The organism is Paramicrobacterium fandaimingii, assembly GCF_011751745.2.
GTDB lineage: Bacteria > Actinomycetota > Actinomycetes > Actinomycetales > Microbacteriaceae > Paramicrobacterium > Paramicrobacterium fandaimingii.
Genome location: NZ_CP061170.1, coordinates 1064645 through 1090143, shown reverse-complemented (window position 1 = coordinate 1090143; position 25499 = coordinate 1064645). Strand labels below are relative to the sequence as shown.

The following is a 25499-nucleotide window of genomic DNA, read 5'->3' as shown; positions in this document are numbered from 1 at the left end:
GGACGCATCTCAGACTAACGGGTCTGCCAGAATGTAGGCATGACGCGATCCGGACCCCCAGATGACGCTCGTGCTGGCGCAAGCGACGTGTGGGTGGTTATTCCCCTCTTCAACGAAGTCAGCGTCATCGATTCTGTGATTCACGATCTTCACCGAGAATTCACCAACGTTGTGTGCATCGACGACGGAAGCTCAGACGGTTCCGCCGAGGTTGCTCGCCGCGCCGGAGCGAAAGTGCTGAAGCACCCAGTGAATCTGGGTCAGGGTGCGTCGCTGCAGACCGGGTTCGAATACGTTCTGACGCAGTCGAATGCGCGATATGTCGTCACGTTCGATGCAGACGGACAGCACCGCCTCGAAGACGCTGTGAACATGGTCGCTCTCGCGCGGGCAAACGACCTTGCCATCGTGTTTGGCTCACGATTTCTCGACAAGCGCACGAACCCAGGAATAGCAAAACGAATCATTCTCAAGACCGCCGTTTGGGTGACGAACATGACGACGGGTCTCAAACTCACCGACGCTCATAATGGGCTTCGCGTCATTCGCACCGATGCTTTGGCACGAATTGGGCTTGTACAAGACCGCATGGCGCACGCAACAGAAATCGTGCTGAAACTCGGTCGCACAAAGCTACCCTGGCGCGAGTACCCGGTCGAACTGCTGTACACCGATTATTCGAAGGCGAAGGGGCAATCTGTGCTGAACTCGATAAACATCCTCGTCGACCTGATCGTTCGTTAGGCGAATCGTGGTTATTCAGATCGTTCTTGTCGTCGGTGTTATTGCCATCGGCATCTTCTTCACCCGCCCAACCGGCAGTGACAGCCATTTGGCACTCAGACGTTTGTTTCTCGGGGCATTTGTCGTGGTCGCGATTCTGTCGATCATCTTCCCCACGTGGCTCACCTGGTTCGCCAACCTCGTCGGTGTGGGGCGCGGAGCAGACTTGCTGCTCTACGCTCTCGTTCTTGCGTTTCTCGTCTACGTTTCGACCGCCTATCGCCGCAACGTGCAGATCAACCGGCGCATCACACAGCTTGCCCGGCAGATCACTTTGGCCAAGGCCGCAATCGATGACGTCGACGCGTCGTCACAGGATTCAGACGAGCGCTAGAGCCCACAGGCGACGATGCGATACAGCACCTTGTCGCCTTCGCGGTCCACTTCCTCTACGGCATCAGATTCGGCGAGGTCGAGAAGGCCTTCGAACCCGATCCACGTCTTCACGTCGAGGCGACTGCCAGCGAATCGGTCAGCACCGAAATCGAGAACGTAGCGTGCGCCAGTCTCACGGATGGCCGCGCAGACGCTCGGGTCAGAGACTGCGTCGTTGAGCTCCGCATTGACCAGCTCGTGAGCCGGGGCGTGTGACGTGTTGAAATGAGGGTTCAGCACCTCACGGTCAGCGAGAGCCATCGCCCATGACGTTCCCGTCCACGGGTTCCCCACGATCACCGCTTCGTCACCGACCTCGTCCCGTAGTCGCTCAATCAACGCGTACTCGTTATCGTCGAGAATGCGCGATCGATCGTCGAGCCGGTACGCGTTTGCCGCGTGCGCGACAGCGTAGGTCATTGCCGTCAGTTGCGTTGAGGCAATCATGATGACGATGCCTGATGCCGCGACAGCGACAGCGACGCGAGACACAGGCTTGATACGTCGTGCAACCACACGCCAGACAGCATCCGCCCCCCACACGGCGAGCACGAATGCGGGCAACACCAGAAATGCCTCAAGCCGTGGGACGTCTTTGTAGAACATTCCGAGGGCAATATTGCGCAGATCGCCGCTCGGGAGTGCTCCACCCAGAACGAAGAGTCCGGCAGCCGCGGCCCACATCAGCACGAACCACCAGCGCTTCGTGCGGATCGCGACGACAATGCCAACCAGGATTAACACGGCGATGACCACGGCGAGCGGCCGGTCACCTCGTGAGAGCGCAAACGTGTCAAGCAGCACTTCTGGCACCGATCCGTATCGATTCCACGGGGCTGTATAGCCAAAGCTGCCAATGCGCCGCCAGACCAGCGCGAATCCGACGCCGACAACGACCATCCCGACAATGAGCGAGACCCGAATCCACGTGCGCGACGTTGCTCCCACCGCGCGCACGCACAGCGGAATCAGCGCGATGACGCCAAAGAGCCCGAGCCCAAAGACGACGGACGGCTGCGAAAGCCCCATTGCCACGACAACGCAAGCGAGGCTCAGAATCTGCAGTGTCGCGGGACCGAGTCGTCGGCCATCCACGAGCCGGAAGAAGCTCACGCCGAGTGCAAGACCCGCGGGCAGAAATGCCAACGAGAGAAAGTATGAAAACAGAACGCCGTAATCAAGCATGCCCAGGGGGAACGCGGGGAATGCTGCCGCCGCGACACCGGCGATCACCAGGGCAGACGGGCGCGTCGGTGCAAGCAGCCGAACGAGGCTGAGGGCACCCAGCGGCCAGACAACGGCGGCGATCACAAGGTTCGTGACGTTGGCGACGCTGATGAGACCTGCCCATGGTGCCGCCATCGCGACAATGGAGACGAGGTCGTGCCACGCCGCCGGGTAGAACGTCGATCGACTGGGCGGCAGAATAAGGCCGGTCAGGTTCAGCGACGATCCGTTGGCCGTGTCAATGATGAAGCGCACGCCATTGAGGTGGAACGGCGCATCGTAGGTTTGGGAGACATTTCCCGGTTCACCGATCGCAAAGCCAATCTGCACGGTGATGATCACGACGGCGATGACGAGTCCAGTGACGAACGCCGGGGAGAAGCCCGCAAGGCGAGTGGCGGAACGCGGCACCCATGTTCTGGTGAGCAGGCGCCGCGCGAGCCACATCACGAGAGTAAGACCAAGGAAGACTGACGCGACAAATGGGATTCTCCACGGCACACCGACCAAACCAAACACGATAGCCGTGACGGCAAGCACGGCGACCGTCACTGCCGGAGCGGCAATCGCCAGAAGCAGCCGACGCGCTCCCGCTGCCGCCGCAATGAGCCCACCTGGCACGAAGATGATCAGAAGCGCCAGAAGGGCCACCGGTATGGCTTCTAACCATGTCATTGCCAGCTACACACTCCCGATTGCCCGCGTCCCACCGTTATGACGTCGCCCTTCCATGCGAGGTTGACGGTGGCGAGACGTCAGAGAACCCGCGTTGGATCATTCGTCGATACAAGACTCGACGAATACCGACGGGCACGAAGCGGTACACGCCGCGCATGGCAATATTGCGGAGGAACTGCACGCGTGTGGTGAACCCGATTCTTCGAAGCGCCTTCTGGAGGTTCCACTCGGCTTCAAACTGCCGCTTACCTCCTCGGCGCGCATAGGCTCCGGCGCCAACACGATACATCACGAGTGGGTCAGGCAAGTTCTCGACGCGGGCGCCAGCATTGATCATGCGGGCAAAGAGCCAATAGTCCTCCATGAGCCCAATGTCCTCATAGTTCCCCGCGCGTGCGACGACCGCCTTGCGATACATGACCGTCGGGTGATTGAACGGATCGTGAAAACGCGCGTACTTGGCGATCGCTTCCGCGCCGACTGGTGGGGTCCGCCGCCCCAGCACCTCACTTGTATCATCAGCGAACTCATACATACCCGTGCCGACGAGGTCATATCCTTCGCCCATCTTCGCCATCTGTCGAGCAAATCGTTCAGACAGAGCGACGTCATCGGCATCCATGCGGGCAACGATGTCGTACGAGCAGCGCTCAAGCCCGAGCGTCAGTGCCTGTGCGAGCCCTCCGCGCTCGTCGATAACGACGTGAACGAGAGGGGCTGGGCAACTCTCTTTCGCACGAACAAGCGCACTCTCAAGCTCATGGGGAACGGGACCGTCCTGTACGAGAACGACCTCTGTAGGGCTGAGAGTCTGGCCTGTCGTCGCGCTGGCGAAAGCCCGCTCGAATTGCGACGGCTCGTCGTTGCCGTATACCGGAAGCAGCAGAGAAAATCGCTGATCGGCTGATACGTCGCTCACTCAGCACGTCCTAGTTCAGCCAAAACGTCTCTGGGCACGCCGACGTCGCGCAAGACCTCAGTATTTGGTCGCGGCGGGCGCTCTCCCGCCTCACGTTTCCCTCGAGTAAATCCTTCGCGAAGAACACGCCGGTCGGTCGACTTCAGCGCCGTCCGCCCCCAGCGCAACAGGCTCGATGCACCGTACACGAGCTTCTCTGCCGGCCGGAGCCCACGTGAGTGACGAAAGAGCCAGATCTTGTTACGAACTTCGAAGCGGAACCGCTCGCCCGGGTCATCATCTGTCGATCCCCGTCGCGCAGTCTTGTGAACGACGATGCTTGCCGGGGTAGAAAGTCCTCGATGCCCCCGAAGAACTCGCGTGCTGAACTCGAAATCGTCGTTCCAGAGAAAATAATCGACGAGAGGGTAGCCGACAGCGCGGACTCTCTCGGCGCGATACATCGACGACACGAACGACAGCGATCGCACTGGCATCGCGCCGACGGCATCCGCATCGCTCTTCTCTTGTGACGACGCAAAGGGATTCTCACGTGGGGTGTTCATCGGGTGCTCGTCACCATCGGTCCAGACGACGCGAGAGCCGACGGCCGCAAGCGAGCTTCCCGGGTACGCGGTCACCGTGTTCATCAGTCCGAGCAGCGCATGCTTGTCGGGAACCGTGTCGTCGTCCATAACCCAGATCCAGTCCGGATTATCTCTCACCATCGCCGCGGCCATGCCCACGGCGAACCCGCCCGCTCCGCCGGTATTGCTCGTGAGCTCAATGAGCGTGATGTCCAGGCCACTCTCTCGAACGACCTGCGATGTGTCGTCCGTTGACGCGTTGTTGACGACGACGATCGCGTCGACAGCTCGCGTCTGATGCGCCAGCGCGTCAAGCACTTCCGTCAGCAGATCCCGGCGGTTGTAGGCGACGATGACCGCTGTCACGCGTGAGGGACCGCTCACCATCACCCTTTCCTGGAACGTATTTTGACGCTCCGGGAGTCTAACCCGATGTTCTCGGTATTCGCCGAACGACGTCCGCGGGTCAGCAACCGCCGAAACGCGCGGAGTGCGACGAGACGACAAGCGGTCCACCGATCACGTGCACGGTCTCCGGTGCTTGTTTGACCGCTGCGTTTCTGATCGATGCTGGCATGCACTTTTGCGTTGTGATGTACATGGCCGAGCCCGACCTGGCGGCAGCGACTCCTCCTGTGAGCGCATCGGCGTAGTTCGCGCCCGTGGCGACGTAGGCGGCCGACGACGACGAGAAGTAGGCCGAATTGACCGCGGCTGCCGTTGCGTAGCGATCCTTGCCTGCAAGTCGCTTCACGCCGAACCCGGCGTTCTTCAGCTGGCTTTCAATCGTTGTCGACACGACTCCGGTTCCACCGGCGATCACGACGTTCTTCACGCCTAGCTTCGTCAATGTGCTCTTTGTGGCGGATGTGAGCGGCTCGCGCATGCCGTCGACCAGAATGACCGGAGCATCCACAGACCCGGCTGCGGCGCCCGCTGAGAGCGCATCCGGGAAGTTTCGTCCTGTGGCGATGAATGCCGTACTCGCCTTTCCGAAGGTGAGTGCCGCGTTGCGCGAGGTCTCATAACGGTCGATTCCGGATATGCGCGACACGGAGCCGTATGAGCCGAGTTGCTTCGCAACACCCGAGGTCACCACGCCGGTGCCGCCGACAACGACGATGCTCTTCGGCTTCAGCCGCTTAAGCTCAGCGGCAACCGTCGAGGGAATGCTGCTTCCCTTGACCAGAAGCAGAGGCGCGTCTTTCGCACCCGCAGCAGCGGCAGCGCTCAACGCATCGGGATAGTTCTGCCCCGTTGCGATATAGACGGTGCCCCCCGTGGCCGATCCACTCGTGCGCGAGATCTTTACCGATGTGGAATAGCGGTCACTGCCGTAGATCCGGTCGGTGATCGTGGCGTTTCCGCTCTTCGAGACTGAGAGCCAGCCGCCCTGGAACTCCTGGTATACGGACCCATCGGAGTTCTTCTTGGTGCTGTCGACCGGGAATCCGAGTGAGCTCTTCACCCCGCCGCCCTTGTTGTATGCCGTACCGATCGCACTCTGCATGAGGTGAGTGCCCAGAGATTTCGATGAATAGAGAGCGCCCTTCTCGAACGGCTGCATGACCTTGTCGCCGCCGAGTGACTTCTGCGCGTCGAGGGGGAAGCCGAGTATGCCCGACGGACCCTTCAGCGCAACATACGAGTTGCGGATCTCTCCGCCGAGGAGATGGATGCTGAATTTCGGCGAGTAGTAGAGAGCGCCCTTCTGGAACTGCTGACTTGACCCGCCATCGCGCTCCCCCTTCGGGTTCGACGTGGGGTAGCCGAGCTTGCCCACGGGCCCACGTAAGGCGATGTAGGAGCGACCGATGTCGGTCTTCGTGTAGTAGGCCCCGGTCGATTTGCTTCCGTACGCCCAGCCCTTCTCGAACTCCTGGCCGACTCCGCCGTTCGAATAGTGCTCAAGGCCGCTCGTCGTGTAGCCGAGTTGACTGAAGTACTTCTTCTGCAGGGCTTCGAGCTGCGGGTTTGCGGAGTAGCCCTTATAGGTGCTGCCGAACCACGTGTTGAAGTACAGGAAGAAGTTGCGGTTTCCGTATGACGAGCATTTGTCACCCGTTCCCCACCCAGCATTCAACGCCGCGGAGTTAGGACGGTAGGGCGTGTAGTTGTAAAGCCCAGCCGTTGCCTGGTTCTGGATGTATACCCTGCTGGTACCGCACGACGAGTTGGGGTGCCACTTGATCGTGTTCGTGCGGCCGGCACGGTAGCCGAAGTCATTCGGGTAGAGACGGTAGATCTGAAACTGTCGCGCCCCGAGATACAGCTGGTTCTGGAAGCCGAAGTATTTTGAGTTGCAGTCTGCGCCGTCTGGGCAGCCGAATCCCATCGCAATCGTGTAGCGCCATTCCGACGGCCATTCGTGCGTGAGAAGACCCTGCTCCTTCTGCAGCGTGACCAGAATCACCTGCGGGTTGATGTCACATGCACGCGATACCTTGTAGATGATACGAGCTGCGTCGTCGTTCTTTCCCCCAGACATAGCCTTGCAATATTTGCTCGCCGACCTGGCCGTGGTGTTCTCTTTGTACGCGTCGAGACAGGTGTAGCCTGACCGGCACTTCGGAACCTTGCTGTTGATGAACGACCGGATCTGGCTCTCGGTCATCGTTGTCGAGTCGTAGAACACCTCGTCATCGATGATGTGCCCGGCGTCGAATGACGCAGCTTCGGCCTTTTGCACGTCAATTGGCATCGCTGTGAGCACCGCTGCTGTCATAACTCCAACGGTGAGAAGCACGAGCGAGCGCACAATTGCGCTGCGAAGACGGCTGGTCATGGTGTACATACTATTCACAACTTTCACAAAAACCACACCCTTAACTTCTGGTAACTCCTTTTAGACCAGGTTTATCCCGTAGGTTTAAGGACGACCGTTTTGCGGTCTTTCCCCCGCCAGCACTAGGCAGAAACGGAGTATCCATGGTCACGATGCGTGTGATTGTCGATGAGATGGTGCCACCAGTTCGGGGGGACCTCGGTTCGTATACGCGAGACCTCACACGGGCACTTATTCGCCACGCGCCGTCTGGTTGCGACGTAGAAGGCATTATCGCTGCGCGCGACAACGAGGTACTTGAGAAGGTCAAGAATCGCCTCGGTGGGTTAAGCAGACTCACTCAGACGACGCTGCGGCGGCGTGAGTTGAGCGCCGCCTGGCAGATGGGCGTGGGCGGCTCGTCTTTGGCAACGGGGCTGCTTCACTCCCCAACCTTGCTCGCCCCCTTGGTGAAGCACGATCTCGAGACAGGTTCGCAGTCGACAGTCACGATTCACGATGTTCTTCCGTGGACGCATCCAAAATCGTTTACACCAGCCACGGTTAGCCTGCAGAAGGCTCTGCTCAAGCGTGCGCGAAAGTATGCAGACGCCGTTGTCGTGCCGACCCACGCGGTGGCGGACCAGCTTGCAGACATCGCGGATTTCGGCGATCGGATACGTGTCATCGCCGGAGCAGCGCCGAGCACGCTCCGGCTGCCCGTTGTTCCGGAGCAGCGCGCTCTCGAACTCGGTCTGCCACCCCAGTACATCGTCGCGAAGGGATCGCTCGATCCTCGGCACGGCATCGTCGACCTGATTTCCGCGATGGCCCTCCCCTCAGCACCTGACATTCCGCTTCTGATTATCGGCCCCGAGAGCTGGGGCGAGCTCACGATCGAAACAGTTGCCGACGAGGCGGGCGTTGTCGAGGGACGCGTCGCGGGCCTCGGTCAGTTGTCAGACGCCGATCTCGCGCTTGTGCTCTCGCGTGCCACAGCGTTTGTGTTTCCCAGCGTCGGCGAAGGCTTCGGACTTCCTGTCGTTGAGGCGTTCACGTTCGGAACGCCGGTCATCCACGCCGACGATGCTGCTCTGCTCGAAACTGCCGGTGGTTATGGGCAGGTCGTCGAAGCGGACGGCCCTGGCTACCCCGAGCGTCTTGCCGAAGCCATTAGCGAAGTCGTCGAGGACGACGACCTGCGAAACCGACTTTCGATCCTGTCGCAGGATCGCGGCCACTCGTTCAGCTGGTCGTCCGCCGCCGAGGCGGTCTGGGCACTGCATGCCGATCTCTGAGAGCAGGTGAGCGCATGACTGCCGGAATCATCATCGACGTTGTCTTCGTCGTCGTCCTGCTCGTTGCACTCATCGGTGGGTGGAATCGCGGATTGCTCCACACGATCGGAGCAATTGCCGGAATGATCGCTGGCGGCCTCGTTGCCCTTTTGATCATGCCTCTCGTCTCTGGCGCTATTCCTGCGGCGGGCTGGAACGTCGCGGCCGCACTTGCCTCCGGCCTCATCGTCGTCGGGATCGGCATCAGTGTCGGGTCGTGGCTCGGAAGGCTCATCGCCGGACCTGTTCGCAAACTCAAGCTGGGCATTGTCGATCGACTTCTCGGTGCGATCGTCAGCGGTTTGGTCGCGCTCCTCGTCGTGATGACGCTCGGTATGAGCACGAGCGCTCTCGGCATCCCCACCCTGACGCAGGCCGTGGCGTCGTCCACCTTGATGAAAACCTTGAACGACGTGACGCCGACGCCGGTTCTCGGTGCCATTTCTCAGTTTCGCGGTCTTGTCATCTCCGATGGGCTTCCGTCGATTCTCGACGCCGCTGGGGTTCCAAGCGACGTCACGATCCCCGACGCCGATACCCAGACGCCAGCTCTTCGCACCGCGGCCGAATCTGTTGCGCGTATCACCGCAAACGCCCCGACGTGCGGCACTCGGAGCGCCGGAAGCGGTTTCGTCATCGGCGACGATCTGATCATGACGAACGCGCACGTTGTCGCCGGCGCCTCGGCTGTCGTTGTCGAACCGCCGGGCGAGCTGCCCCGTGCGGCATCCGTTGTCTATTTCGATGCCGACGCCGACATCGCGGTGCTCGATGTGAATGGCCTCAGCGCAGAACCATTACCGTTCACCGCAAACCCAGACAACGGCGCAACAGTCTTCTTTCAGGGCTACCCGTTTGGAGGACCGTTCGTCTCACGCAGCGCCGCCGTCGTGGGCACGAGCGACATGAGCGTCAGCAGCATCTACGGGGAGACCGGGGTCACGCGTTCTGTCACGACTCTTGCTGCACACGTTCAACATGGAAATTCCGGTGGCCCCCTGCTCGATGCTGACGGTGCGGTGGTCGGCATGATCTTCGCCAAGGCTGACAATCAGCAGAACGTGGGGTTTGCCCTGTCAATGGAGGAGCTCTCCCCTGTGCTGGCGCAGGCCGAGTCGTTCACGTCGCCCGTATCGACCGAATCATGTGCGGCCGGCTAAAACCGAACCTGACCGTTGCCCCTACGTGTCGCTACGTGTCGTCACTCGACGTGGTCTCCGGCGGTGCGACGGCGTCAACGACGAGCTCATGGATGTGCTCGAAGTTGGGGTTGTCTTGGTCGGGCACCGTCGGCGGCGAGAGCTCAAGGTTGGTGATCTCGTGCTCGCGTGTCTTGAGCGCGAGATCGCTGAAGTAGCCGAGCATCGACTGCGGCACGTCGGTCTTGACGACCTGGGTACCCGCATCGGCAATCGCCTGAAACTTCGTGAGCACGTTGCCCGGAGTGAACTGGTGAAGAATCGCCTCTTGCAGCTCATGCTGCCTGCGCATGCGATCCCAGTCGCTCGTTGAGTGGCGCGAGCGCGCGTACCATTCGGCGTGGTAGCCATCGAGTTTCTGTTTTCCTGCCTCGATCCAGCCGTCGACGTTGTTGAGGTGCTCGTCGCCGCCAATGGGCAGGCGCTCCTTGACGTCGATCTCAACGCCGCCGAGCGCGTCGATCATCTGCGAGAACCCGGCCATGTCGATCAGAACGTAGAACTGCACGGTGAGGCCGGTGATGCCTTCGGCAGCGTCGCGCGTCGCCTCGATGCCCGGAGAGCTTCCCTGGCCCTCGGCATCCGGGTACCACTCAGGGTGCCGCAGCTGCGCTTCTGTGTACACCGAGTTGAGCTTGCACGCGCTCACATCGCAGTTCTGGTAACCATCAGGATACGCATCGTGGAAGGGGCCGTCGGAGAACGGAACGCGGAGCAGGTCTCGGGGCAGTCCGATGATGGTGGCCGCTCCGGTGTTCGCGTCGATGCTGACAACGGAGATGCTGTCGGGCCGAAGGCCCTCGCGGTCTTCACCGGCGTCGCCGCCGAGCAGCAGAATGTTGTAGCGCCCGTCGACAGGCGCTACGGGTGCTGAGTTGCCGAAGATGGAGCCGAGCGCGCCGCGCGCGATTCCCGCGTAGTAAGCGGCCCCGCCCGCGCTGCCGACCGACAGCACGAGAAAGATCACTGTCGCGGCGGCGATCCAGAAGCGAGCGCTCGGTGCCGCTTTGATGATCTTCAGCAACCGGAAGGTGTTCAGGGTGAGCACGAGCCAGAGCACGCCGTAGGCGAGGAGGAACGCCTGTGCGGCCAGCAGAAACCAGCCCTGCGTGACAACGCTGATGAACGGGGTGCGCATAAACGAGAAAAGCAGCACGGCGATGATCGCCGTCGTCCACATTCCCAGCGTCGCGCCCAGCCCGAAGCGTCCGAGCTTGCGATTTCCGGCCAGCACTTGTGCTGATCCGGGAATCACGAACCCCAAGATGAGAAGCCACCACGCACGCCGCGTCATCATCGGCGATGAGGCGGTATCCGGGTGCCTGATCGGATTTGCGACCAGTGTGCTCATAGAGAGTTTTTGAGATTCTCGTTCTTGACCTCAACCTGCGCGGCGAGATCGTGTGCATAGTCTTCGAGTCTGCTCTGCAGGTCGGGGTCTGACGTGCCGAGTATTTTTGCGGCGATCAGGCCGGCGTTCTTGGCGCCGCCGATCGAGACGGTGGCGACGGGGACGCCCGCGGGCATCTGCACGATCGACAGCAGCGAATCGAGCCCGTCAAGGGTCGCGAGGGGCACGGGAACGCCGACAACGGGAAGCGTGGTGACCGCGGCGAGCATGCCAGGCAGGTGTGCGGCGCCGCCTGCCCCGGCGATGATCACCTTGAGACCGCGTGACGCAGCATCCTTGCCGTAGGCAATCATCTTCTCTGGCGTGCGGTGCGCGCTGACCACTTCAACCTCATGGTCGATTGCGAAGTCGGTGAGCACCTGGCTCGCATCGCTCATGACGCGCCAGTCGGAATCGCTTCCCATGACAACGCCGACAAGCGGGCGCTCGGAATCGTGGTGTGGCATGCGCATAATGCTACGGCCGCTGCCTGAAAATCCACGGCTACGGCACGCTGTGCTGCAGGTTTTGCACCGACGCACAGCTCCTCGCAAGGATCAGACGTCGGCGGTTCCGCCCGAAGAATCGTCGGAGTTGGCTCGTGCGGAACGCGCGGCACGCACCCGGTAGATAATCCACACGGCGAGCGCGACAACGACTCCGGCAATGACGACGTACTTGAGAATGTCGGCGTACTGCTCGACGATGTGCCAGTTCTCACCGAGGTAGAACCCGGCGAGGATGAACACGGTGTTCCAGATGAGGCTCCCCGCGAGAGTCAGCGCGCCGAACCAGACGATGCTCATGCGCTCGACGCCCGCGGGAATCGAGATGAGGCTGCGAAAGATGGGCAGCATGCGGCCGAAGAAGATTGCCTTCTTGCCGTGTTTGGCGAACCACTTCTCGGCGCTTTCCACCTCGGACACTTTGACGAGCGGCATCCAGTCGGCGATTTTGATCAGCCGCTCTCGGCCCAGCCAGGCGCCCAGCCCGTAGAGCGTGAACGCGCCGACAAGCGAGCCCAGTGTGGTCCAGATGATCGCCTCGGCGAGCGACATGTTGCCCTGGCTCGCTGTGAACCCCGCGAGCGGAAGGATGATCTCGCTGGGAAGCGGCGGAAACAGGTTCTCCAGGGCAATCGCGATTCCCGCCCCCACACCGCCGAGTGCCTCCATGAGAGAGACGGCCCAGGCGGCAACGCCAGAGAGTGCGGTGTCAGAAGCGGAAATCAACATGAGGTTCACCGTAGCCGACGACCCCTGGCGAAATGCCGATTGTCCATCAGGCGGATGACGGCATCCTGTCGAAGATCAGTCGACAGAATGAGCTTATTCACTCGGTGAGATCTGACAGGCGTTTCTTCCAGTACCCAGGGCGACGACGCTCATGAGCGTATGCGACGACGACTATCTCGTCTCCACGCGTGAAGTAGACAATTCTGTACGGAAAGCCATCCAGCCCCTTGCTGCGAACGTTCCTCGCTCGGAGTCGGCCGGAATATGGCGGCGCGGCATCTGGCCACTCTCGTACGAATTAAATTCCTTCTGCGAATTTGTCTGCGAGGCGGTCACCAAGACCGGCCCCTTGGCCCTCATACCAGACGAGCGCATCCAGAAGTTCGGCACGTGCGAGATGATGCTCGCGCCAGCGAAACGTCATTCCTCTCGCTGGGCGGCCAACAGTGCACGCCCCATCGCGAGAGTCTCTTCACCGCTCACGAGTTCTACGTCGCCATTAAGAATTTCATCAATGCGCTCGTCAATGGTTCTGTCCCAGGCATCGTCAACCTCTGATTGCTCAGATTCGTCGACCTGTTGAAGGGCAAGAGCTGCGATTTCACGCTCATCGGCATCGAGCGACTTGCCCTCTTCGATGTAATCTCTCAGCCTCCGCGTCACACCTTGATTGTACGACGGCATACGGACAATCGACAGGGCATCACGGGCACCACCCCTCAGCGCTCGCCCTCGAGCCAGCGGCTGACGGCCTCGAACGAGTAGTGCTCCATCAGGCCGCGCGGGAAGTTGCAGACGAGCGTGCCCTCGCGCAGGTGCTCATTCCACCGCGGAGAGGGTGACACAGCATCGCCCGGGTGCCGGGTCAAGGTCTGCCCGCAGCACACCGGGCGCGACGCTCTCGGTGAAAGCACTCAGCATGTCGTGGTTCATGCCGCACACCAGTTCGGTGTGGGCTCCGGCAAGCCGATGGAACGGGCAGTTGGCCATCACGACGTGGTCGCCCTCGACGCGCGGCTCATACCCGAGGCCGCGCAACGTCGTCACGGCGAGCTCGAACGCCGTTGCGGCATCCGTCCCCGTCTTCTCGAGGCTCGCCGCGAGGCTCACGCCCTTCTCTCGCGCGACGTCGCGAAGCGCCTGCGCGATCTCGTCACCGTCTCGCGACGCCCGCGCAATGGCCTGCGCCATCAGCTCGCCGGCCAGCACGTAGTCTCGAGCGGGAAGTGAGACGTCGCGCTCGACGGCGGAGCGCTCATACAGTTTGGCGCTGCGCCCTGCCCCGGGACCTGACTTTCCGCTTGTGCGGGCGTACGAGGTGACGAGCAGCCCCGCGGCCTCGAGTTTGTCGAGATGAAACTTTGCCGTGTGCACGGCAACCTGAGCGGCTGCCGCTGCCTGATCTCGGGAGACCGGATGCGGCTGAGCGCAGACGTAGAGGTACAGGGAGCGCCTCGTCTCGTCGGCGAGCGCGCTCACCGCGGCGATGTTGCCTGTGAGCTTTGCATTGTTCGACATTGTTTCCTCTTTTCGCCGCCGTCATCTCGCCACCCTTGACGTGCCGACCGCAACGTTCTAACGTAAGCAATACTATCCGTTAGAAAGCAGATGCGCCATGACCCTCACGCAATCGACGACCACGACCGTGGAGCAGTCACTCCCCGATGTCGAGCGAGCGGCGCATCACGCGCGTGGTTTTCTCGAGGCGCTCGGCGTTGATCTGAGCGGGCCCGCTCGCCGGCAGAGCCCGATGCGCATGGCCACGGCATACCTCGAGATGATGTCGAGCGACCCGTTCGAGATGACCACGTTCGACAACGACGAGGGGTATGCGGAGCTCGTGCTCATGACGGATATTCCGGTGCAGTCGCTGTGTGAGCACCACTTTCTTCCGTTCACGGGCGTGGCGCATGTGGGATACGTTCCTGCAGACCGACTGGTCGGGCTCTCGAAGCTTGCACGCACCGTCGAGACGTTCGCGCACAGGCCGCAGACCCAAGAGAATCTCACGCAGCAGATCGCCGACCACCTCACCGCCGCGCTCGCTCCGCGCGGCGTCGGCGTCGTGATCGAAGCCGAGCACACATGCATGTCGCTGCGCGGCGTGCGCACAAGCGGTGCCCGCACCCGAACGTCGGCGTTCACCGGCGACCTGCGTGCAGCGGCCGCTCGCGCGGAGTTTCTGGCCGCACTGAACTGAGCACGGCACACACGCCGTCGACCGCGAAGAAAGAGGATCAGTCATGAGTACAAACGGAACAGTCATCGTTGGAGCAGGCCTCGCCGGCGCGAAGGTCGCAGAGGGACTGCGCACCGGCGGCTACGCCGACCCCATCACGCTCATCGGCGACGAGCCCGAGCGCCCGTACGAGCGGCCAGGGCTGTCGAAGGAGGTTCTGCTCGAAAAAGACGACGCCTCGTCGCTCTATGTGCACGACGCCGACTGGTACGCCGCAAACGACGTGACAACGCTCTTCGGCCGGGCCGCCGCGACGCTCAACCTCGACGACGCGACAGTGAGCCTCGAGAACAACGACGTCATCGGGTACGAGCACCTTGTGCTCGCCACAGGATCACGACCACGGATGCTGCCGCTCGACGGTGCCGACCTTGACGGCGTGCACACACTGCGACGCATGCCAGACACCGCAGCGATCAGGGCGCACTTCGGCGAGGGCAAGAAGCTCGTGATCATTGGCGCAGGGTGGATCGGACTCGAGGTGGCGGCAGCGGCGAAGCTTGCCGGAACCGACGTGACAGTGCTCGAGTACGCGGCCCTCCCCCTGCAGCGCGTGCTGGGCGACACCCTCGCCGCCTACATCTACGACCTGCACACAGACAACGGCGTCGATCTGCGCACCAACGTGAGCGTCACCGGGCTCACCGAAGCGAACGGTCATGTCACGGGCGTCGAGAGCTCGGCCGGGCACTTCGACGCCGACGCCGTCGTCGTCGGAGTGGGCGCCTCTCCGAACACCGCGCTCGCGGCATCCGCTGGCCTGACCGTCGACGGCGGGATCGTCGTTGACGAGCACCTGCGCACGGGCAACCCTGCTGTGCTCGCTGCGGGCGATGTGGCGCTTGCGCAGAACACCGCAACGGGCGGACCGCTGCGCGTCGAGCACTGGGACAACGCGCTGCGGCAGGGAAAGCTTGCCGCGCAGACGATTCTGGGTACGGGCGAGGTCTACGACTGGCAGCCGTACTTCTTCACTGACCAGTTCGACTTCGGCATGGAGTACGTGGGCCACGGCAGCTCCGATGACGACGTGCACATTCGCGGCGAACTCGCCTCGGGTGAGTTCATCGCGTTCTGGACAAACGACGGCCGGGTCACGGCGGCGATGAACGTGAACATCTGGGACGTCAACGACGAGCTGCGCGCGGTGGTGGGGCATGACGTCGCTCCCGCCCGGCTCACAGACGAGAGCGTCGCGCTCGAAGATCTTGTGTCGTGAGCTAAGTGGAATGACTGGTTCCGGTTGATGTAGAGTCTTACCGGAACTATGTGTTCCGCTTAATCGACCAGAGGAGCCCTCGTGCTTATGCTGAACCCGCAATCCGCTGCACCGCACGAAGCGACGCTGCAATGAAAATTCTCGTGTATGGCGCCGGCGTGCTCGGGAGCCTGTACGCCGCGCGCCTCCACGACGCTGGGCACGATGTCTCGCTTCTCGCCCGAGGCGACCGACTGACGTCTCTGCGCGAGCGTGGCGTGCTTCTCGCCGAGAACGACAGCAAAAAGATCACGCAGGTTCCCGTCCGCGCGGTCGAGAGCCCGGCCGGAAAGTACGATTTGATCCTCGTGTTCGTGCGCTCGCACCAGGTGGAGACCGTGCTCGAACAGCTCGTCGGAAACGACGGCGACGTGCTTTTTCTGGTGAACTGGGCCGGCGGCCCAGAGCCGCTTGCAGCAGCGATCGGACGGGAGCGGGTGCTTCTGGGCTTCGGCAATCAGGGCGGCACAATGGACGGGGATATCATCCGCTACGGGCGGAGAACGCTGCTGACGCGTCTCGTCTCGATGCCGATCGGTGAACTCGACGGCCAAACGACGCCACGAGTGCAACGGATTCTGCAGATGCTGCGCTCCGCGGGATTCACGGCGAAGGCGGAACCCCGCATGGATGCCTGGCTGAAGACGCACGCCGCATTCGAGGTGCCGCTCGCCCAAGCCGTGCACACGGCGGGAGGCCCCGACGCCCTTGCCAGCGACCGGGGTGCACTCCGTGGCATGATCGGGCTCATCAGGCAGAATCTCGAGGCCCTGACGACGCGACCGGTTCCGCGCGCTTTCAGCGCGGTGCGCATGCTTCCCGTCGGTGTGCTCGTTGCTCTTTTCCGGCTGCTTCTGCGCAGCACGGCCGCTGCACCGCTGGGCACAACGTCGGCTGCGGCCTCCGGCGAGCTCGAGCTGCTGACCGAGCAGGTGGGCGGCTTCGCGCGAGGCCGTTAGCCGATATGCACACCGACGGCGGCGACGGTCAGGGCGGGCGACCGATCAGAGACGATAATGATGTCATGTCCCTCGACGAACACCGCGTACGGCCGAAGCGAAGAGATGCGGCGCTGAACAACGAGCGTCTTGTGCGGGCGGCGCGCGAGGTGTTTGCGGAGCAGGGGCTCTCTGCGACGCTGGAGGACATCGCCCGGCACGCCGGAATCGGCGTCGGCACCGTCTATCGAAACTTCTCCAGCAAGAAGGCGATCGTCGAGAGCTTGTACGACGCGGCCATCGACTCCGCCTTGGCCGAGGCGCAATCGGCGTTGGAGATCGACGATCCGTGGCTCGCGATCGTCGCCTTCTTCGAGATCACGGCAGCAAATCAGGCCCGAGACCGTGGTCTCTGCGAGACATTTCTCGGAACCGACGGCTTCGGGCCGAACGAGCGCGTCGCCGAGAAACTCGTCGGCGTTCTCTCTCCCCTCTTCGACCGCGCACATGCGGCGGGAGTTCTGCGCGACGGCGTATCGGTCACAGACATCGGCCCGATCTTCGCGATGCTCAACAGCGTTTACCACACGAGCGACGACCATCCCGATCTCTGGCGACGATACCTGGCGCTCATGCTCGACGGCCTTCGCGCCAGCGACCGGCCAGCACTCCCCGTACCCGCAATGGATGCCACTGCGTTCGCCCGTGCGCTCACCACGCGCACCTGACGATCCCGCTCAGATCGGCAAGGACGTATGCTGGCGAGCCTCCTCATTGGAGTCGCCGTCCACAGCGCGGGGCCGCGTGCCAGTTATCCCCACATGGTGATTGCCGATCATTCTCCGCAGCGGGAATGCGTTTTACTCTGAGCATGAGGAACGCATTCTGTATCGTCGCAACCTCGCCATTGAACCAGTGGATATTTTCATATGACCTAATTTATAATAGGCGAAATGAAATCCTCAGCTGCTGTTCTCTCCCCGATCCTTCGCTCAGATACACAAGGACGTATGCTGGCGAGCCTCCTCCTCGATCCAGAGGTCGAGCTGACACTGACCGAGCTGGCTCGGCGGGCAAACGTTGCAGTTCCCACGATCCTTCGAGACGTGGATCGCCTCGTCGCTGGCGAGTATCTGCGCGACCGTCGAATCGGCCGTTCCCGCCTCATTCGCGCGAACACATCACACCCGCTCTTCGCACCGCTTCGGCAAATAATTATGTATGGCTATGGCCCCGCAGTCGTACTCACGAAACTTCTCGCTGATGTCTCATACATCGATGCCGCATATATCTATGGTTCTTGGGCTGAGCGATCCTCAGGAAAATCCGGGCACGACCCTGAAGACATTGACGTTCTCGTCATCGGACATGCTGACCAGAGTGAGGTCTATGCCCTTGCCCGCAAGGCATCTCAGTTGATCGGCAAAGAAGTGAATATTAACCAGATAGCCCCCGAACGATGGGCGTCGGCTGATGATGGGTTCATCACGACAGTTCGGTCACGGCCGCTCGTTCCTCTCACCGCTCATGATCGATGATCGCCCGCTGGGAACGCGGCCGAGCAACCGTTGATGCTTTACTCTCGTCGAGAACGCTTGAACGAGTTCACGCGGATAGAGACCTTGCGGGCCTCTATGTCAAGCAAGCTCGTGCGCACGTGAGCGCTGCGTGGGCAATCGCCGACCAAGATCCACTCAGCAGTTTCCAACTTGCGTATGACGCGGGGCGCAAGGCTCTTGCCGGCATTCTCATTTCAGAGGGGTTACGCCCGACGTCGAAGGGCGGCCACCGTGTCATCGAGGAGACATTGAGAGCGCAACTCGACCCTCCGCTCGGAAAGCTGACAAACGCTTTTGGGTGGATGCGTTCCGTCCGAAACGCGTCGGAGTATCCGAGTTTCGATAGTCCTGTTGCCAACGCGGATGATGCAATGACTGCCCGGAGCTATGCACGTGAAATCATCGACGTCGCCGCCCGCCTGATCGACGAAATGCCCGTCTACTGATCACCCATCCGAACAAAGATTCGGACGTCAAACGTTGCCCCTTCAGCATCAACAGCGTCATTAGCCACCGCGGGGGCCGAGCGAGGCGCGAGCGGCATCACAGAAAGGTGACGCCGAGCGTTGCCAGAATGCCGAACGCGAGACCCCACAAGATGATCGAGATGATCTGCCAGAAAATCACGATGTTTCTCGCCGCACCAAAGGAAACCATTGCCGCAGACGTGATCTGGCTTGGCAGCAGCGCCTGACCGGCAAGACTCACACCCGCAACACCGTAGCGATCGAAGCGCTCACGCAGTTTGCGGCGGCGCGGAGTCTCTTCTTTCTGCACCCCGCTCGCCGTCACCTTCTGACGGACCTTGTGGGCGCTCAGAACGAAGATCAGCATCGACACGATGTTACCGATGACGGCCATTCCGATCGCGACGGCCGGATGCAGCCCGAGCAGCACTCCGATCACTGACCCGAAGTACGATTCGACGAGGGGAATGGCAGCGATAAGAACAATGCCGAGCCAGGTGAGCGGCTCGGGAAGTGATGCGGCGAAGCCCTGAATTGCCTCGATCATGATGGTGCCTCTCTGTGAAGTCGCGTGGTCCGTGTGACGATGCTGAGCAACCGTGTACACCCATCATGTCGCCGCACACGCACCGTGGTAAGTGCCGCATCGTCACCGATCGTCGTGGGTTTTCGCACGAGCATCCGTGACATTTGTCACTGATCTACACTCTGTTCCATGTCCCGATTCACCGACACCGCCAGCGTTTGATAAGCGACACAGCGGCCGCGGTGCCCGAGAAGACACGCCCGACCGTTGCACGCGGCGTGCACGCGACGTGGATTTACACGCTGAGTTCCATCGTGTTCTTCGTCGTCTTCATCGGCGCCGTTCTGATCGTGGTCGGGCTCACGGCATTCACTCGGTCGAACACGATCATCGACGCGGTGATCGTCGTGTTCATGTTCGCGTCCCTTGTGCTGCAGACTCGCTACTGCTGGTTTCTGCGCGTCGGCATCGGCGGCGGTCTGCCATACCCTGCATGGACGCTCTCGGTTGCCGTTGTGCCCGGTATCGTCTGGACGCTCGGGCTCTTCTCCGCCGAACTCTGGCAGTTCACCCCGCTCCCCCTGTGGGTGTCTACGGTCCTCATCGCTTGTCTGGTCTCTCGGCGTGCACGCTGGCTGATGGTCGCGGCGGGAATCATATTGTTCGCCATGCACGCAGTTTCCGCCCACGCGATCCTCGGCGGGGGCGCCGAGACTGGGGGCCCCTCTGCCGGCATTCAGGTGTACATCTATGCGACGATGCTGCCCTTCGCCGTGATCTTCAGCCTGTGGTGGTGGAACATCGTTGTCGAGCTCGACCGCCACCGCCGCTCGGCAGCCGAACTTGCGATCGCAAAGGAACGACTGCGGTTCGCTGCAGACCTGCACGACATTCAAGGTCATCACCTGCAGGTGATCGCCCTCAAGGCCGAGCTGGCGGAGCGGATGCTGGAGCGCGACCCCGTCGCAGCCAGGGAGCAGCTTCAAGAAACTCGCCTCGTAGCCGCCCAGGCACTTCAAGAGACGCGCTCGCTCGTGGCTGGATACCGCGAGGTCGGGCTCGACAACGAGCTTCGGAATGCCCGCGAAGTACTTTCGGCAGCCAGCGCCACGTGCGTTCTGAAGGTCGACGCCCTGCCGGCGTCAGTTGATGCGCGTCGCGCGTTGGCCTTCGTCGTTCGTGAAGCAACGACGAATATTCTGCGCCACAGCAACGCATCGCACGTTGAGATAGCACTGCAGACAGAAAATGGATGCTCGTCGCTGACGATCGTCAATGACGGCGTCGATGCGGTCCCGACGAGCACGGAGGGCACGGGTCTTGCTGGCCTGCGTGCCCGCGTCGCTGACCGGGGCGGCACGCTCTCAATCGCAATGAGCGACGAACGCTTTGAATTAATCGCCTCGGTACCCGACGTCGCCGCGAACGACAGTTTCGATCACGTGGAGCAACCACATGGCTGACCCCGAAACGCCGCAGCGCAGCATCCGCGTGCTTATCGCCGACGACGAGCATATGATCCGCACGGCACTCGTCGCGCTGCTCTCGCTCGAGCCCGACGTTGATGTTGTGGCGAGCGCCGACAACGGTGTCACAGCGGAGGATCTCGCCGTGGCAACGCGGCCCGATGTGTGTCTGCTCGACCTCGAGATGCCGCAGGCCGACGGGCTCGAGGCAGCGGAGCGCATCATCCGCGCCGTGTCGACGCGCGTGGTACTCGTCACTCGCCACGCTCGACCCGGTGTGCTGCGGCGAGCGCTGTCTGCCCGCATCTCGGGGTTCGTGCCGAAGTCGACGCCTGCCGAGCAGATCGCCGACGTCATCCGCGACGTCGCCGCGGGCAAACGCTACATTGACTCCGAGATCGCCGCCGCCGCGCTTGCCGCCGAACGCTGCCCGCTCACCGACCGCGAGCTCGACGCCGTGCGCCTCAGCCGATCGACGCTGAGCGTGCAGCAGATCGCCGGGCGCCTCAACCTCGCGCAGGGAACCGTGCGCAACTACCTCTCGTCTGCCATGACGAAGCTGGGCGTCGACTCCCGTCAGGAGGCCGCAGAGCACGCGTGGCAGCAGGGCTGGATTTAACCGAGCGGATGCCGCGGCGGCGCGTGTGCGACGGCATCCGCTTCACCATCTGCTGATAGGTTTCAGCGGATGAGTCACTCGCACGGCACCGCCCGCCCCGATGCCCCTCGCCCCCGTCTGGCGAGGATTCTGACGATCGTCGTGCTCGCTGTCGCGGCCGCCGTTGCCGTCGGAATGTTCACACTGTGGCCGCAGCCGGGAGCCATTCCGCAGCAGCAAGGCCCCTACGAAGGCGAGGGCGTGAGCCTCGTCGACGCATCTGTGGCCGTCGTCACCGAATTCGACTGCCAAGAAGGCCAGGGCGAGCGCTCGGCGATGGCGGGAATCGAGGGGCCCTGCGCCCGCGTCATCTCGCACCTCGGCGACGGAAAGCGCGCAACGTTCGATATCGACCCGTCGACGTATGCCAGCACAGGCATGGAGTCGGGCGACGCCGTGCGGCTGGTTCGACTTGAGGCGACCGAGGCCGACCCCGTCAACTACGCGTTCTATGACTACCAACGCACGATTCAGCTCGCCATCATCGTCGTCGCGCTCGTGATCATCGTGGCGGCAGTCGGCACCTGGCGCGGCATCCGTGCACTCATCGGCGTCGCCATCGCGATCGGCGTGCTTGCCGTGTTCATCTTTCCCGCGATGCTCACCGGAAAGCCACCCATTCTCGTGGCGATCGTCGGAGCGACGGCCATCATGCTCATCGTGCTGTACCTGGCGCACGGCGTCTCTGTGCGCACGACCGCGGCGTTATTCGGCGCCCTCTTCGGCATTGTGTTCACAGCAATCGCGGGCGTCGTCACCACCGACTGGGCACACCTCACGGGCACCGGAAGCGAAGAAGGGTGGATGCTGTTCTCCAGCGTGCCGGATATGAACATGTCGGCGATCGTCTCGGCGACGATCGTCATCGCCGGGCTCGGGGTGCTCAATGACATCACGATCACTCAGGTGTCTGCGGTGTGGGAGATGCGCGCGCTGAGCCCGACCGCACCCCGACGCCAGATCTTCACCGCGGCGATGCGCATCGGCCGTGACCACGTGGCGTCGAGCATCTACACGCTCGTGTTCGCCTATGCCGGATCGGTGATGATGATGCTTCTGCTCGTCTACACCTATCCGCAGAACATCACGGATCTGCTCACGACCGAGCGCGTCAGTCAGGAGATCGTGCGCACGCTCGTGGGAACTGCCGGCCTCATTCTCGCAATGCCCGTGACAACGTTCTTCGCCATTGCCCTCGCGCCCCGCGAGCAGCAGTACGAGCAGGAGCAGCCGAGGCACGCTCTCGCCTGATCTGCTGGCGCCACCTCCGCGCCCGCGCTTCTCCCTCACCCTTGCGGCTCGAAGCGCCATGAACTGTTGACACCCAGGCCGAAAGACGGCTAGTGTTCTTACTTGTATACAGATATGGATACAAGGTCGACGGCTACAGTTCTTGATGAAGCGCTGCGAGTTCAGAGACCCAAGTCGAAGGAGACTCGGTGACCCAGACACCACCGGCCAACGCCGTGAGCGGGGATCTCTTCCTGCGGGGCCAAATCGTCCGTGAACTCGGTGCAGTCGTCGGGCCCGATAATGTCAGCATCGATGATGCTGACTTGCAATCCGAGGCGTCTGACTGGTCGTGGATGTCCAAATATCTCACGCACAAAGGCCTCCGGCAGCCGGCTGCCGACTTTGTTGTGCGCCCCCGAACAACGCGTGACGTCGAAGGTGTCGTGCGCATCGCGTCTGACTACCAGATCCCTGTGGTTCCCCGTGGCGGTGGCTCCGGCACGCAGAGTGGAACCTTCGCCCCCTACGGTGGCATCGCCCTCGACATGACCCGCATGACCGACATCATCGAGATCGACGATGAGAGCCTCGTCGTCACAGCTCAGGCCGGAATCGACGGCCCCGTCCTTGAGAAGTCGCTCAATGAGAAGGGGTTTACGCTCGCGCACTATCCCGGCTCGTACCATCTCGGCGCGACAATCGGCGGCTTCATCGCGGCTCGCGGCTCCGGTGTCGTCTCCACAAAGTACGGCAAGGCAGAAGATCAGGTGCTGCAGCTTGAGGCCGTTGTCGCACCGGGAACGACGATCAGCACGCTGCCCGTCCCCAGTCACGCAGCCGGATCCGACCTCCTTCAGACGTTCGTCGGCTCCGAGGGAACGCTCGGCGTCATCACGCAAGTCAGCCTGCGCATCGACCCGCTCCCGCAAGCGCGTGCGTTTCTCTCGTTCAGCTTTCCCGATATCTTCGCCGGAATCGAGGCTGGCCGACTGATCATGACAAGCAGGCTGCGCCCCGCTGTCATCCGGCTCTATGACGAGGCCGACAGCAAGAAGCTCAAAGACTGGGTAGGCACACCGTTCACCGGAACTCTCATGGTCGTCATGTGCGATGGAGCTGAGGAGCTGGTCGACTACGAAACACGCGCGATCACCACGCTCGCGGAGAGAGCCAGCGGGGTCTCACTCGGTCCCGACGTCGGACAGACCTGGTGGGACGGCAAGTACGAGCCCTACGCCAAAGGCAAACTCCCCCAACCGCCGCTCCTCTACGGAACGTTCGACACCGTTGCCCGCTTCAGCGATATTCCCGCCATCTATCGCGCGCGCAAGAGCGCTATCGAAGAACAGTTTTCCGAGTACGGCGCCAGATATACGGCGCATCTCTCGCATTGGTACCCGTGGGGAGCCATGATCTACGACCGCTTCTACGTTGACGAACCGCCCGCAGATCCGACCGAGGCGATGGCGCTGCATGATCGACTGTGGGACGTCGGCGTGACTCAGGCGCTGGCACACGGCGGCGTACTCAATGATCACCACGGTGTCGGTCTCAAGCTCGGCCGGTTCATGCGACCCCAGTATGGCGCTGGATTCGAGCTGATGCGTGCGCTCAAGAACGCCTGGGACCCAGACGGGATCATGAACCCGGGCAAACTCGGGTTCGGCCCGCCGAGAAACAGCCGCTGGTGACGACCCCAACAACACCGGCGGATCACAACTGAATACAGAAATGAAGCAACCCGGCACGTAAGCCGTGTCAACCTCAAAGGAGAGTGTCATGCACCTGTCAATGCACAATTGGATGCGCAGCGAACCCATCGAAACAACGATCGCGCGCCTGGCGAAGTATGGGTACAAGAGCATCGAGATCAGTGGTGAGCCAGAGCAGTACGATGCCAAGCACGTGCGCGGACTGCTCGATCATTACAACCTCGATTGCTGGGGTGCGGTCACCCTCATGGTTGACAAGCGCAATATGCAGAGCAGCGATGAGGCAATGCGCGCCTCAAGCGTGCAGTACGTCAAAGACTGCATCCAGCTCGTCCACGACCTGGACGGTCAGATCCTGACGCTTGTTCCGGGCACCGTGGGCAAGGTCGTGCCCGACTCCACGCCGGAAAACGAGTGGACGTGGCTTGTCGAAGGCGTGTCAGAGATCTACGACGTCGCCGAGGCCAAAGGAGTTCGAGTCGGCATCGAGCCTCTCAACCGATTTGAGTCCTACCTCATCACGCGCGCCGAGCAGGCCCTTGCCCTGTGCGACGCGGTCGGGCCGAACCTCGGTGTCGTGCTCGATGCCTTCCACATCAACATCGAGGAGGCAGATATGTTCGCCGCGATCCGCCTCGTCGGAGACCGCCTTGTCGACTTCCACGTCGCTGAAAACAACCGGATGCCCGCGGGCTACGGCGACTACGACTGGGAAAAGGTCATCGGCACTCTGCAGGAGATCGGATACGACGGCGCGCTCACGGCCGAGTTCGTCGCACCCGTCGATCGCACGCCTGCCAACAAGTACCCGAATGCGCTGGAGACGAACTTCGAGGGTCTCGACATCGATCCCGAGCAGCTCAAGTTCATCATCGATCACGGTTCCAGCGTGTTGACGGAAGAATTCTACGACTGGCTCGTCAAGGTAAATTCCGAGACGCTGCTGCCGCTGATTTAGGGATACACGGGA

Annotated in this window: 26 protein-coding genes; 15 read left to right on the top strand and 11 right to left on the bottom strand. The window is 62.0% G+C overall.

Features of this window, described 5'->3' with window-relative positions:
- The first annotated feature begins 39 nt into the window (after positions 1–39).
- Positions 40–744: a glycosyltransferase family 2 protein gene (locus HCR84_RS05280; RefSeq protein ID WP_166983930.1), complete on the top strand. Its 705-nt coding sequence runs from the start codon at positions 40–42 to the stop codon at positions 742–744.
- Positions 745–751: 7 nt separating this feature from the next.
- On the top strand, positions 752–1117 hold the full coding sequence (locus tag HCR84_RS05275; protein ID WP_166983931.1) for a DUF2304 domain-containing protein: 366 nt from the start codon (positions 752–754) through the stop codon (positions 1115–1117).
- On the opposite strand, the gene HCR84_RS05270 is transcribed toward HCR84_RS05275, so the two are convergent.
- The 4 genes from HCR84_RS05270 to HCR84_RS05255 form a co-directional block, all read right to left on the bottom strand.
- Positions 1114–3060 carry a DUF6541 family protein gene (locus tag HCR84_RS05270; protein ID WP_166983932.1) on the bottom strand — a complete coding sequence of 649 codons (1947 nt, stop codon included), beginning with the start codon at positions 3058–3060 and terminating at the stop codon, positions 1114–1116. The genes HCR84_RS05275 and HCR84_RS05270 overlap by 4 nt on opposite strands.
- 37 nt (positions 3061–3097) lie before the next feature.
- Complete coding sequence (locus tag HCR84_RS05265; protein WP_166983933.1) at positions 3098–3982, bottom strand: glycosyltransferase; 885 nt, start codon at positions 3980–3982, stop codon at positions 3098–3100.
- Positions 3979–4935 (bottom strand): glycosyltransferase, encoded by a 957-nt coding sequence (locus tag HCR84_RS05260; RefSeq protein WP_166983934.1) that lies wholly within the window; start codon positions 4933–4935, stop codon positions 3979–3981. Before HCR84_RS05260 ends, HCR84_RS05265 begins: the two co-directional genes overlap by 4 nt.
- A 79-nt stretch (positions 4936–5014) precedes the next feature.
- A complete protein-coding gene (locus HCR84_RS05255; protein WP_166983935.1) occupies positions 5015–7333 on the bottom strand; it encodes a cell wall-binding repeat-containing protein in 2319 nt (772 codons plus the stop codon).
- 143 nt (positions 7334–7476) lie between these two features.
- On the opposite strand from HCR84_RS05255, the gene HCR84_RS05250 reads away from it, so the two are divergent.
- Together HCR84_RS05250 and HCR84_RS05245 are read left to right on the top strand one after the other, a co-directional pair.
- Complete coding sequence (locus HCR84_RS05250; protein ID WP_166983936.1) at positions 7477–8610, top strand: glycosyltransferase family 4 protein; 1134 nt, start codon at positions 7477–7479, stop codon at positions 8608–8610.
- A 14-nt stretch (positions 8611–8624) separates the two neighbouring features.
- Positions 8625–9809, top strand: a complete 1185-nt coding sequence (locus HCR84_RS05245; protein ID WP_166983937.1) for a MarP family serine protease — start codon at positions 8625–8627, stop codon at positions 9807–9809.
- A gap of 31 nt (positions 9810–9840) precedes the next feature.
- Here the strand turns inward: HCR84_RS05245 and HCR84_RS05240 are convergent, their stop codons facing one another.
- The 6 genes from HCR84_RS05240 to HCR84_RS05220 all read right to left on the bottom strand — a co-directional run bounded on the left by HCR84_RS05240 (position 9841) and on the right by HCR84_RS05220 (position 13991).
- Positions 9841–11199: an LCP family protein gene (locus HCR84_RS05240; RefSeq protein ID WP_235940793.1), complete on the bottom strand. Its 1359-nt coding sequence runs from the start codon at positions 11197–11199 to the stop codon at positions 9841–9843.
- Positions 11196–11663, bottom strand: coding sequence for a 5-(carboxyamino)imidazole ribonucleotide mutase (gene purE, locus HCR84_RS05235; RefSeq protein ID WP_166984151.1), 468 nt, complete (start codon positions 11661–11663; stop codon positions 11196–11198). The genes HCR84_RS05240 and purE overlap by 4 nt, the downstream gene beginning before the upstream one ends.
- Positions 11664–11795: 132 nt before the next feature.
- Complete coding sequence (locus HCR84_RS05230; RefSeq protein WP_166983938.1) at positions 11796–12473, bottom strand: DedA family protein; 678 nt, start codon at positions 12471–12473, stop codon at positions 11796–11798.
- Between the two features lie 420 nt (positions 12474–12893).
- A complete protein-coding gene (locus HCR84_RS05225) occupies positions 12894–13136 on the bottom strand; it encodes an addiction module protein (RefSeq protein WP_166983939.1) in 243 nt (80 codons plus the stop codon).
- A 56-nt stretch (positions 13137–13192) separates the two neighbouring features.
- Positions 13193–13318 carry a hypothetical protein gene (locus HCR84_RS17730; protein WP_276511802.1) on the bottom strand — a complete coding sequence of 42 codons (126 nt, stop codon included), beginning with the start codon at positions 13316–13318 and terminating at the stop codon, positions 13193–13195.
- Positions 13293–13991 carry a helix-turn-helix transcriptional regulator gene (locus HCR84_RS05220; protein WP_166983940.1) on the bottom strand — a complete coding sequence of 233 codons (699 nt, stop codon included), beginning with the start codon at positions 13989–13991 and terminating at the stop codon, positions 13293–13295. The genes HCR84_RS17730 and HCR84_RS05220 overlap by 26 nt, the downstream gene beginning before the upstream one ends.
- 97 nt (positions 13992–14088) lie before the next feature.
- On the opposite strand from HCR84_RS05220, the gene folE reads away from it, so the two are divergent.
- The 6 genes from folE (at position 14089) to HCR84_RS05190 (ending at position 18913) form a co-directional block, all read left to right on the top strand.
- Positions 14089–14673, top strand: a complete 585-nt coding sequence (gene folE / locus HCR84_RS05215; protein WP_166983941.1) for a GTP cyclohydrolase I — start codon at positions 14089–14091, stop codon at positions 14671–14673.
- Between the two features lie 43 nt (positions 14674–14716).
- Positions 14717–15931, top strand: coding sequence for an NAD(P)/FAD-dependent oxidoreductase (locus HCR84_RS05210; RefSeq protein ID WP_166983942.1), 1215 nt, complete (start codon positions 14717–14719; stop codon positions 15929–15931).
- A gap of 131 nt (positions 15932–16062) precedes the next feature.
- Positions 16063–16929, top strand: coding sequence for a ketopantoate reductase family protein (locus HCR84_RS05205; protein ID WP_166983943.1), 867 nt, complete (start codon positions 16063–16065; stop codon positions 16927–16929).
- A 65-nt stretch (positions 16930–16994) separates the two neighbouring features.
- A complete protein-coding gene (locus HCR84_RS05200; protein WP_166983944.1) occupies positions 16995–17636 on the top strand; it encodes a TetR/AcrR family transcriptional regulator in 642 nt (213 codons plus the stop codon).
- 225 nt (positions 17637–17861) lie between these two features.
- Entirely contained in the window at positions 17862–18446 is a 585-nt protein-coding gene (locus HCR84_RS05195) for a winged helix-turn-helix domain-containing protein (RefSeq protein ID WP_166983945.1), read from the top strand.
- A 119-nt stretch (positions 18447–18565) separates the two neighbouring features.
- Positions 18566–18913, top strand: coding sequence for a hypothetical protein (locus HCR84_RS05190; RefSeq protein WP_166983946.1), 348 nt, complete (start codon positions 18566–18568; stop codon positions 18911–18913).
- Positions 18914–19010: 97 nt separating this feature from the next.
- On the opposite strand, the gene HCR84_RS05185 is transcribed toward HCR84_RS05190, so the two are convergent.
- Positions 19011–19481, bottom strand: coding sequence for a hypothetical protein (locus tag HCR84_RS05185; RefSeq protein WP_166983947.1), 471 nt, complete (start codon positions 19479–19481; stop codon positions 19011–19013).
- A gap of 221 nt (positions 19482–19702) precedes the next feature.
- Between HCR84_RS05185 and HCR84_RS05180 the strand changes: the two genes are divergently transcribed.
- The 5 genes from HCR84_RS05180 (at position 19703) to HCR84_RS05160 (ending at position 25487) form a co-directional block, all read left to right on the top strand.
- Entirely contained in the window at positions 19703–20923 is a 1221-nt protein-coding gene (locus HCR84_RS05180) for a sensor histidine kinase (RefSeq protein WP_218043617.1), read from the top strand.
- Positions 20916–21545 carry a response regulator transcription factor gene (locus HCR84_RS05175; protein WP_166983949.1) on the top strand — a complete coding sequence of 210 codons (630 nt, stop codon included), beginning with the start codon at positions 20916–20918 and terminating at the stop codon, positions 21543–21545. Before HCR84_RS05180 ends, HCR84_RS05175 begins: the two co-directional genes overlap by 8 nt.
- Before the next feature lie 69 nt (positions 21546–21614).
- On the top strand, positions 21615–22835 hold the full coding sequence (locus tag HCR84_RS05170; RefSeq protein WP_166983950.1) for a YibE/F family protein: 1221 nt from the start codon (positions 21615–21617) through the stop codon (positions 22833–22835).
- A gap of 188 nt (positions 22836–23023) precedes the next feature.
- Entirely contained in the window at positions 23024–24508 is a 1485-nt protein-coding gene (locus HCR84_RS05165) for an FAD-binding oxidoreductase (RefSeq protein WP_166983951.1), read from the top strand.
- Between the two features lie 88 nt (positions 24509–24596).
- Positions 24597–25487, top strand: a complete 891-nt coding sequence (locus HCR84_RS05160; protein ID WP_166983952.1) for a sugar phosphate isomerase/epimerase family protein — start codon at positions 24597–24599, stop codon at positions 25485–25487.
- Positions 25488–25499: the final 12 nt, after the last annotated feature.

What these genes read in the sequence shown, in the direction of transcription:
- HCR84_RS05195 (WP_166983945.1), top strand. Translation starts at nt 17,862, where the DNA reads ATGAAATCCTCAGCTGCTGTTCTCTCCCCGATCCTTCGCTCAGATACA.
- HCR84_RS05230 (WP_166983938.1), bottom strand. Translation starts at nt 12,473, where the DNA reads ATGTTGATTTCCGCTTCTGACACCGCACTCTCTGGCGTTGCCGCCTGG.
- HCR84_RS05270 (WP_166983932.1), bottom strand. Translation starts at nt 3,060, where the DNA reads ATGACATGGTTAGAAGCCATACCGGTGGCCCTTCTGGCGCTTCTGATC.
- HCR84_RS05160 (WP_166983952.1), top strand. Translation starts at nt 24,597, where the DNA reads ATGCACCTGTCAATGCACAATTGGATGCGCAGCGAACCCATCGAAACA.
- folE (WP_166983941.1), top strand. Translation starts at nt 14,089, where the DNA reads ATGACCCTCACGCAATCGACGACCACGACCGTGGAGCAGTCACTCCCC.
- HCR84_RS05250 (WP_166983936.1), top strand. Translation starts at nt 7,477, where the DNA reads ATGGTCACGATGCGTGTGATTGTCGATGAGATGGTGCCACCAGTTCGG.
- HCR84_RS05240 (WP_235940793.1), bottom strand. Translation starts at nt 11,199, where the DNA reads ATGAGCACACTGGTCGCAAATCCGATCAGGCACCCGGATACCGCCTCA.
- HCR84_RS05200 (WP_166983944.1), top strand. Translation starts at nt 16,995, where the DNA reads ATGTCCCTCGACGAACACCGCGTACGGCCGAAGCGAAGAGATGCGGCG.
- HCR84_RS05205 (WP_166983943.1), top strand. Translation starts at nt 16,063, where the DNA reads ATGAAAATTCTCGTGTATGGCGCCGGCGTGCTCGGGAGCCTGTACGCC.
- HCR84_RS05255 (WP_166983935.1), bottom strand. Translation starts at nt 7,333, where the DNA reads ATGACCAGCCGTCTTCGCAGCGCAATTGTGCGCTCGCTCGTGCTTCTC.
- purE (WP_166984151.1), bottom strand. Translation starts at nt 11,663, where the DNA reads ATGGGAAGCGATTCCGACTGGCGCGTCATGAGCGATGCGAGCCAGGTG.
- HCR84_RS05170 (WP_166983950.1), top strand. Translation starts at nt 21,615, where the DNA reads ATGAGTCACTCGCACGGCACCGCCCGCCCCGATGCCCCTCGCCCCCGT.
- HCR84_RS05175 (WP_166983949.1), top strand. Translation starts at nt 20,916, where the DNA reads ATGGCTGACCCCGAAACGCCGCAGCGCAGCATCCGCGTGCTTATCGCC.
- HCR84_RS05245 (WP_166983937.1), top strand. Translation starts at nt 8,625, where the DNA reads ATGACTGCCGGAATCATCATCGACGTTGTCTTCGTCGTCGTCCTGCTC.
- HCR84_RS05210 (WP_166983942.1), top strand. Translation starts at nt 14,717, where the DNA reads ATGAGTACAAACGGAACAGTCATCGTTGGAGCAGGCCTCGCCGGCGCG.
- HCR84_RS05280 (WP_166983930.1), top strand. Translation starts at nt 40, where the DNA reads ATGACGCGATCCGGACCCCCAGATGACGCTCGTGCTGGCGCAAGCGAC.
- HCR84_RS05260 (WP_166983934.1), bottom strand. Translation starts at nt 4,935, where the DNA reads ATGGTGAGCGGTCCCTCACGCGTGACAGCGGTCATCGTCGCCTACAAC.
- HCR84_RS05220 (WP_166983940.1), bottom strand. Translation starts at nt 13,991, where the DNA reads ATGTCGAACAATGCAAAGCTCACAGGCAACATCGCCGCGGTGAGCGCG.
- HCR84_RS05185 (WP_166983947.1), bottom strand. Translation starts at nt 19,481, where the DNA reads ATGATCGAGGCAATTCAGGGCTTCGCCGCATCACTTCCCGAGCCGCTC.